The organism is Enterococcus sp. DIV1298c, from assembly GCF_017316315.1.
Classification (GTDB): domain Bacteria; phylum Bacillota; class Bacilli; order Lactobacillales; family Enterococcaceae; genus Enterococcus_B; species Enterococcus_B mangumiae.
Window position 1 is genome coordinate 1 of record NZ_JAFLWG010000046.1, and the last position, 7,591, is coordinate 7,591.

Genomic DNA, 7,591 nt, shown 5'->3' on the forward strand with positions numbered 1-7,591 from the left:
TTGACGCCACGAACAGAAGCAGGGTGGCGAGTAAAAGGTGAGTTGCCACAAGTGACGGTGACAGAACAAGTCCAAACAGTGACGATCCAATACGAGCGACAAACCGGAGGTGCAATCACCGTAAATCATGAATTCATAGGCGATTCTTCTCTGAATACGAGCGAAGTGATTACAGATGTTGGGAATGTGGGTGATCTGTTTGAATTGACGCCACGAACAGAAGCAGGGTGGCGAGTAAAAGGTGAATTGCCACAAGTGACGGTGACGGAACAAGCACAAGCGGTGACGATCCAATACGAGCGTAAAGTCGGTGGTCAAGTAGCCGTTAATCATATTTTTGAGGAAGCACCTGAAAAAAATCGAATGGAAATTCTACTTGGAAAATGGGGAGAAGCTTTTAAGGCAGAGCCAATGGAAATAGATGGTTGGGAAGTCAAAGAAATCATCGGGCAACCTACTGGTGTGTTTACTGATGATGAGCAAGAAATAAAATTCATCTATGTCAAAAATGAAGAGACCTCAGAAAAAGAGGATGGTAAACCCAATGATAAAGAACCTGAAACAAAACCTGAAACAAAACCAGGGAAAGAGGTAAATAACAAGAAACCATCAATCGAAAAAAATGATGGGGTCAAAATCAGAAGAAAGCAAGAGAATCGTTCATTACCAAAGTTAAATGGTCAAGCAGACATTTATTTAACTATAGTAGGAACATCTATCGTCGCCTTTGTCCTATGGAAAAAGCTAAAAAAAGCAAACTAAATTTAAAAACCAATGAGGACACTCTACTAGTTTAAAGGAGGAATTCGATGATCACAAATGAACAGCCAGATCCAGAGGTAAAGATGCTACAAAAAACATCCCTGAAATCACCCAAAATTGGTTTTATGGGACTGAAGTATTTAGGAAGATTTGTCGTCAAAGTAACGAAGATGATCAAAAATAGAATCACAAAAAAGAAAGAAAAAGAGCAATCACCAATAGAAGCATCTGCGAATACGACGAAGTCAGCAAAAAAACAACCTGTCAAAATGGAAGCTTCAAAAGAAAAAGCTCCTGTTGTAAAAAATATTGCAACAAAAACCAATCGGAACCTTTTTCAGTTTTTATACAAATTAGGAGCGAACTTCATGAAGTTTGATCTTTTGAAAAGTATAAAAACATTGGGTATCAGCGCAACATCTCAACAACGAAGAATTAAATCTGCCGAAGCTAAAACGGTGAAGGCGGCCAAACAACAATCTGTTTCTAAAATCAAAAAATTAAGTTTTGCTTCAGTAAAAAAAGAGGCAATCAGTAAAAGTAATAAAATCAATCAGTTGTCTAAAAATAATCAATTAACAAGAAGACCGTCGTTGCAGCGATCATAAAGAATTTTTAAGTATCATTTTGGGACATCACGATTGGAGGAGAAATAATGGAACATGATCGTATGCGTGATGAACAACGAAGAGTAGGCCGCGAAGCCAAGCGAATCCAAACAATGAAGAGGATAGAAGAAAACAAGAGAGAACAAGAACGAGTCTATTTAGAGAGTGTCCGATCATCAGAGGGGTTCAAACGTTCGTTACAAAAGAAGAAGAAAAAATAGGAAATAAGTCATTTTGTTCATGGATAATATCACGAAGATAGTTAAAGGATTTCTTTAAGAAAGTGGGAATGACAATGGATGAACAACTCGTAAAATTAAATCAAAGAATTGAACGTATAAAAGATATAAATGATCCTGAGTACGATCGCTTAGTAGCAGAGAGAAATAACGTGCGACAGCTGATCGCTGCACGAGATCAAATACAGCCGATTGCTTCATCAAGTTCATCGAGAGATACTGAAGTAAAAAATGATCCTGAGAAGATTGAGAAATTAACAGAAAAAATTTCAGAGATACAAGCGAAAATAGATCGCCTCAAAGATATGAGTGATTTCCGCTATGATGAATATGAAGCAGAAAAAGCAAAGTTAATCAGAGAAAGAGAAGCAGAAAGAATTAAAATTGGTAAAAGTAGTAAATTGAAAAAAAGTACAGATTTGTCTAGCCAAATGAAAGAGATGTCGCCAAGCGTTCGAGCAGATTTAAAAAAAGCAAAAAAAATGATCCATCGTGATCTTGACGAGCAATTTGAAAAATTATCTGTTTTTTTTGATCAGTATGGTTCATCAAAGGATGAAAAAAACATCAAGGAATTAGGTAATAAAATCGAAATGCATAAAAAAAGATATGACTTTAAGATGGATTCTAGTTTTAATGACGCGAGTTTCTATGGCAAGTTCAAGCAACATGAAAAACAAAGTGAATTAGCGCTTAATAACTTTATCGAAAACTGGAAAGAAGATCAAGCTTACTATCGAAATACTCATTCCGTTTTTGAAAAAATTCATGAGTTAAAAGAAAACATCGTAAAAAATCATAACTTAGAAAAGTACAGTATGAAACTCAATACGAAACAAAATGAATTAGCCGAATTAAAAAGTAAAAAACAACGAATCAATTTTTTTAGTAAGTATATTTTTAACCGGCAAAAATATCGCCAATTAAAAAATCAGATCAATGAATTGAAAAATGATTTAGATATTGTACAGAAAGCTCGATCGTTAGCTATGAAAGGAGATCATGCAAAAGCAGAGGCTTTATTCAATGTGAGTGATCGCACGGGGACTTCACATGAAGTGAAGCAACGAAGACTGACTCAAAAAACTTTACCCCCTTCCTTAGCCACAAGTATTCCTAGTCCTAGTAAGCTACAAAACAAAATGGAGGCAAGCATAAGCAAATCAGCAGAAATCATGCAACGCAAGAGTTCAGAGAAATTACGTAGTTCTTCCCCTAAAGAGCAACGTGTATAAAAAAGTATCTCTAATTGATAAAAATTTTATCAATTAGGGATACCAATGATTAATTGTCTGACGAATCGTCACGTTGTTTAATTATAAGAACTCTAACAAAGAAAAAATATTCGCTTATTGCAATAGCTAAAAGTTAAGGAGTACCAATGAAAAGCAAAATTAATAGTAATAAAACAATCATCTTAATGACCGTAATTGTTGTTCTTTTGACCCATCTGCCTTTTCATTTTGCCTATGGATCAGAAACTAGTGAATCCGCTCCTGAAAACCAAAACGATCTAGGTTTAGGAATAGAGAGAAATGCAACAATCACATTTGAAGCAAGTCCTTCAGAAGGTGGTAGACCTATTTCTATGCCTCATATAACTCCGCCAGGGGGAAGTTTATTATACACTATCAGTGCAAATCCGAACCAAGGGTTTCGTTTTGTTCGATGGGAGCTAATCAATGGAGGGAGTGCTTCGATAAGCAATCTAAATGCAGAAACAACAAGTCTTAATATTGCTACAGGAGGCCCTATAGGACCACCAGTGCATGAGACGGTAACGATACGAGCAATATATGAGAGGGTTTACAACTTAAATTTCCAATCTTCTCCAAATGCTGGAGGAAATCCAAGAGCGGATCAAACAATACTTTCGCAAGGTGAAACGACCACGATCCATGCCAATGTTTCGAATGGATATCGCTTTGTTCAGTGGGAACCTGTTTCTGGAAACACGACTATCGCTAACCGAACGAGTCCAAGTACGTCTATTACGATGGGGGCAGGAGATACGACGATTCGAGCAGTTTACGAACAAATCACCCATAGTTTGAGCGTGCAAGCCAACCCGGCGATTGGTGGCAATCCCACGGCTTCAGCCTCATCTGGTGTACAAGGAGCAACCATCAATTTGAACGCGAATCCAGCGGTCGGATATCGGTTTATCAATTGGCAGTTTCAAACACAAAATGGCGCAATAATCACGAACAGTAATCTTGCCAATACCAGTTTACGGATGGGGACGGGTCCTGTGATCATCCAAGCTAACTATGAACGCTTGCAACAAGGTAGTGTCGTTGTACGTTATTTGGATGAAGCAGGGAATGAGTTAGCACAAAGTGATATTTTATCAGGATTTAGCGGTGAATCATATCGCACAGAAGCAAAAGAAATCGAAGGTTGGGAGTTGGTTGCTACCCCAGAAAATGCAACAGGTGTTTTCACAAATGTTGAGCAGACAGTCACTTATATCTATCGGAAGAATCAGGAGTTATGGGGAAGCGTTCCATGGGAATACGACGAGGCAACGAAAACCATCCACTTGTATGGAGGGATAGCTGGATCGGTCCCAGAAGCACCTTGGAAAGTCCATTCAGAAGTTGAAATTATCGCTGTCACCAACGAGGTACTTTTACCGGAAAATAGCGCATTTCTTTTTAGCGAGGCAAGGCAATTGGCAAGTATTGAAGGTGCAGGAAACTTTAATACATCTAGGGTAACGAATATGGATGAGATGTTTGCACATACTTCGGTTCTAAAAGAGTTAGATATCAGTCAGTGGGATGTCTCAAATGTTACCAGTATGAATTTTACATTTGCTTGGATGAGCAATTTAATAAAGTTAGATGTTAGTCAATGGGATGTGTCTAATGTGACGAATATGAGCCACGCATTTGCTTGGACATACAACTTGGAGGATATCGATGTCAGTCAATGGAATGTTGAGAATGTGACCAGTATGACGAATTTATTTATGTCTTCCTCTTCACTAACTGAATTAGATTTGAGTAATTGGGACACAAGAAATAAAGATATTAGGGGTATGTTCTATCTTGCATCAAGACTTTCATCCCTTAAATTAGGAGAAGAATCAGTTATCGGAAATACCAGCTTACGAAATATCGTTCCTACAGCGGAGTATACAGGCCGATGGGTCCTTGAAGAAAGTTTGGATAGTTCCGTTCGAACAATCACGTTTGAGAATTCAAATGAATTTATGGAAAATTATGACGGAAATCATCCAGGAACTTATGTGTGGGAGCGTTTTCGTCCGGAAGAATTGGTGGCAGTATTAGACCCAATTAGTGATCAATCAACTGCAATCACTGGCTGGATGACAGAAGTAACAGATATGCGAACAATCACCTATCAAAATACAGCGGGACAAACAATGACTGTGACTAACGAATCGCCAAGGATCAAGTGGGGAGAATACCAAGATCCCGATCAACAGATTCGTCAGTTTGAGATACCCTTGGAAGAAAATGAGCGGTTAGCAACAGATACACAGGTAACACTCAGTCTATCTAAACCTTCCGTAGAAACGACAGGTGATCTGACTATTGATGAAAAGGTAATCAAAGGAATCGACTATACTGCAAATAACTTCACATTAGATCGTTCTAAATTAGAAGGGCTAACCAGTGAAGCAGAACTGCATGAATTGATTCTGAAAGAAAGTCAAGCATCAGCACACGATGTTTTATCACAGGCCGATCAAAGTCAGGAAATTAAAATAGTGGCTACAGATTTAACAAATGGCGAAGTAGAAGATGGGACATATTTTGCCACCTTGGAAGTAGGGAACAAAGCCTATCAGTTTTCACTAGGCATTGATGTAAGTTCAAAGATCCATCATCTAAAAGTTTCGATTCCAACTAAAATGATGTTTGAATCACTCTATCAAGGAGAAGAAACCAATCGTGAATTTACTAGTCCAGATTACGAGATACGTAATCATTCGAATCTTTCGGTCGATACGTATGTCAATCAATTTATTGTTGAGGAGGATGCAGGGATCACCTTGCTAAAGGAAAATGAAAATCCTTTAGATCACACTTATCTGCAAGATGGACAAGTGAAAAAACTTTCTGATATCAAGCGACCACTGATGGAATTACAAGTGAGCTCTAATGGAACGAACATTCCTTTGTATGAACGAACAAGTGAGCAGCGCTTAGCTCAAGTCGCGCCAAATACAAGCGTACCTTTCTATTTAACTGGTCGATATTATGGCCCATACCCTAAATGGATCTCGGACAATGAATATGAACAAGGTGGCTATTATGAAGACTCGTTAGTTCCAATTTATCGTCTCATTTTACGATTTGTCCCAAGAAAAATATCTGAGATCAATCCTGTAAGTGAATAAAAATGACTAGGAGACATTTAATCAATGAAAGAACCAAAACGTGCCAATCGGCAGAAAAAACAACGAAAGAAAGTTGTTACCTTGTTACTTATTTCTTTGACTATTCTTGTTATTGGTAGTTGGTATTGGTTCAGTCAAAAAGATCCTGTCCCTGTTATCAGTGCAGAATTACTACCTGAAATCAGTGATGCGAGTGATCAACGGATCTCTAAGCGTGCACAAGAAGTAGCAGATGCTAATTATTTCACTTTGCAGATCAACCCAGAAGCAGTTTTTGAAAATGGCAGGAGTCGTGGATCGATCGAAATCGTCAATCCTGGCACGAATGTTTATCCGATTGCGGTCGATATCATGCTCGCTGACACGAAAGAAGTGATTTATTCTTCTGGCGCTATCTATCCCAATCAATTGGTTGAATCTGTCTATTTGAAGAGGCCATTAGAAAAAGGCGAATATCCAGCGACAGCGACAGTCAATATCTATGATCCAGAAACCAAAGAAAAGCAAGGAATAACTGAAGCAGAAATAACTATATTAATCAATAACTAATCCAATTTAAGTGAGGCTACCAAAATGAAGAGAGCAACAAAATTAGTATTAAGTATTCTAACAGTTACGGGAGTGTGTATGAGTGGAGCTACCGCTTTTGCTAATCCACTCCAAACAATCGATGGTCGAGAGGGTACAACCTCGGGAGATATCACTATAAAGGGGATTATTGGTGAATTTGATAATACAAAGCCAGGTCCGAACCCAGAAAATTTAGATCGATGGATCAATGTGACAATACCAACAACAGCCATTTTCCATACAACAGAAGAATCTGAGCATAAAAAGATTACTTCTCCTTCTTACCAAGTGACAAATCATTCTGCGCTAAGTGTGCGGGCAACAGTCTCGAATGTCACAGAAATCAAAGAGATGAGTGAAGTGGATCGACTGACGATCAACACGATCGAATTATTTAACAAAGGAGTTTCGACAGTGACAGCTACGCCTTTATTTACCCTGTCAGGTAATCAGGGGAGTAATACAGTAGGAAACTTCCAGTTTATTGGAGATGCGACACCAAAAAACGCATCTGTAGAAAGTAATCCGAGTTTTAACCTCGTATTAAATTTTGCGGTAGAGGCATAAAGTGAATGGAAAATCTACTATCAGATAGTAAGATGGGGAAGACTAGAAATAAAAAATGGCAAGTTTTATGTATACTAAACATGCTTCTTATTATCAGCTTATCATTTTCGACCATAGTCAAGGCGGAAGCAGTGCAATCCGATCATACGATTAGCGTATCTGGTACGATTGGGACGACCTTTGAAGAGCAAAACGAAGCAAACGAACATAAGACTTTAGTCGCCGATCTTTCTGGGGTAAGTCAAAAAAAACTACCTGAAACAGGAACAATAGGTGATCAACGAATCGTTTTCTTAGGCTATCTAATCATTTGTATTTGCGGAGGAGTTATCTTGTTTTGTAAAAAACAAAAGTATCATATTAAATGAATGAAATGATAAAGATAGCAGAAAAGTAATCGTTGAAAAATGACCGAATAAGAGCAAACAAAAAAGCCATCCTTTCCGGATGGCTTCAGATTGTAGACAAAGTAC

General features: G+C 38.1%; 8 protein-coding genes. All 8 read left to right on the forward strand.

Annotated elements, in window-relative coordinates; genetic code table 11:
- On the forward strand, positions 1–762 hold a 762-nt coding region (locus tag JZO83_RS11150; protein WP_207115789.1), incomplete at its 5' end, for a MucBP domain-containing protein.
- Positions 763–809: 47 nt separating this feature from the next.
- Entirely contained in the window at positions 810–1,370 is a 561-nt protein-coding gene (locus JZO83_RS11155) for a hypothetical protein (protein WP_206857401.1), read from the forward strand.
- A gap of 47 nt (positions 1,371–1,417) precedes the next feature.
- The gene (locus JZO83_RS11160; RefSeq protein WP_207115790.1) at positions 1,418–1,591 is read left to right on the forward strand and encodes a hypothetical protein; all 174 of its coding nucleotides are present in this window, start codon (positions 1,418–1,420) and stop codon (positions 1,589–1,591) included.
- Positions 1,592–1,665: 74 nt separating this feature from the next.
- Positions 1,666–2,844 carry a hypothetical protein gene (locus JZO83_RS11165; protein WP_207115791.1) on the forward strand — a complete coding sequence of 393 codons (1,179 nt, stop codon included), beginning with the start codon at positions 1,666–1,668 and terminating at the stop codon, positions 2,842–2,844.
- Between the two features lie 146 nt (positions 2,845–2,990).
- On the forward strand, positions 2,991–5,981 hold the full coding sequence (locus JZO83_RS11170; RefSeq protein ID WP_207115792.1) for a BspA family leucine-rich repeat surface protein: 2,991 nt from the start codon (positions 2,991–2,993) through the stop codon (positions 5,979–5,981).
- A 24-nt stretch (positions 5,982–6,005) separates the two neighbouring features.
- Positions 6,006–6,530, forward strand: coding sequence for a hypothetical protein (locus JZO83_RS11175; protein WP_206857397.1), 525 nt, complete (start codon positions 6,006–6,008; stop codon positions 6,528–6,530).
- Between the two features lie 24 nt (positions 6,531–6,554).
- Positions 6,555–7,118, forward strand: coding sequence for a hypothetical protein (locus JZO83_RS11180; RefSeq protein WP_206857396.1), 564 nt, complete (start codon positions 6,555–6,557; stop codon positions 7,116–7,118).
- 5 nt (positions 7,119–7,123) lie between these two features.
- Positions 7,124–7,486, forward strand: a complete 363-nt coding sequence (locus JZO83_RS11185; protein WP_206857395.1) for a hypothetical protein — start codon at positions 7,124–7,126, stop codon at positions 7,484–7,486.
- Positions 7,487–7,591 lie beyond the last annotated feature (105 nt).

Excerpts from the sequence above, each read along its gene's own strand:
- JZO83_RS11155 (WP_206857401.1), top strand. The coding sequence starts at position 810 with ATGATCACAAATGAACAGCCAGATCCAGAGGTAAAGATGCTACAAAAA.
- JZO83_RS11160 (WP_207115790.1), top strand. The coding sequence starts at position 1,418 with ATGGAACATGATCGTATGCGTGATGAACAACGAAGAGTAGGCCGCGAA.
- JZO83_RS11165 (WP_207115791.1), top strand. The coding sequence starts at position 1,666 with ATGGATGAACAACTCGTAAAATTAAATCAAAGAATTGAACGTATAAAA.
- JZO83_RS11170 (WP_207115792.1), top strand. The coding sequence starts at position 2,991 with ATGAAAAGCAAAATTAATAGTAATAAAACAATCATCTTAATGACCGTA.
- JZO83_RS11175 (WP_206857397.1), top strand. The coding sequence starts at position 6,006 with ATGAAAGAACCAAAACGTGCCAATCGGCAGAAAAAACAACGAAAGAAA.
- JZO83_RS11180 (WP_206857396.1), top strand. The coding sequence starts at position 6,555 with ATGAAGAGAGCAACAAAATTAGTATTAAGTATTCTAACAGTTACGGGA.
- JZO83_RS11185 (WP_206857395.1), top strand. The coding sequence starts at position 7,124 with ATGGAAAATCTACTATCAGATAGTAAGATGGGGAAGACTAGAAATAAA.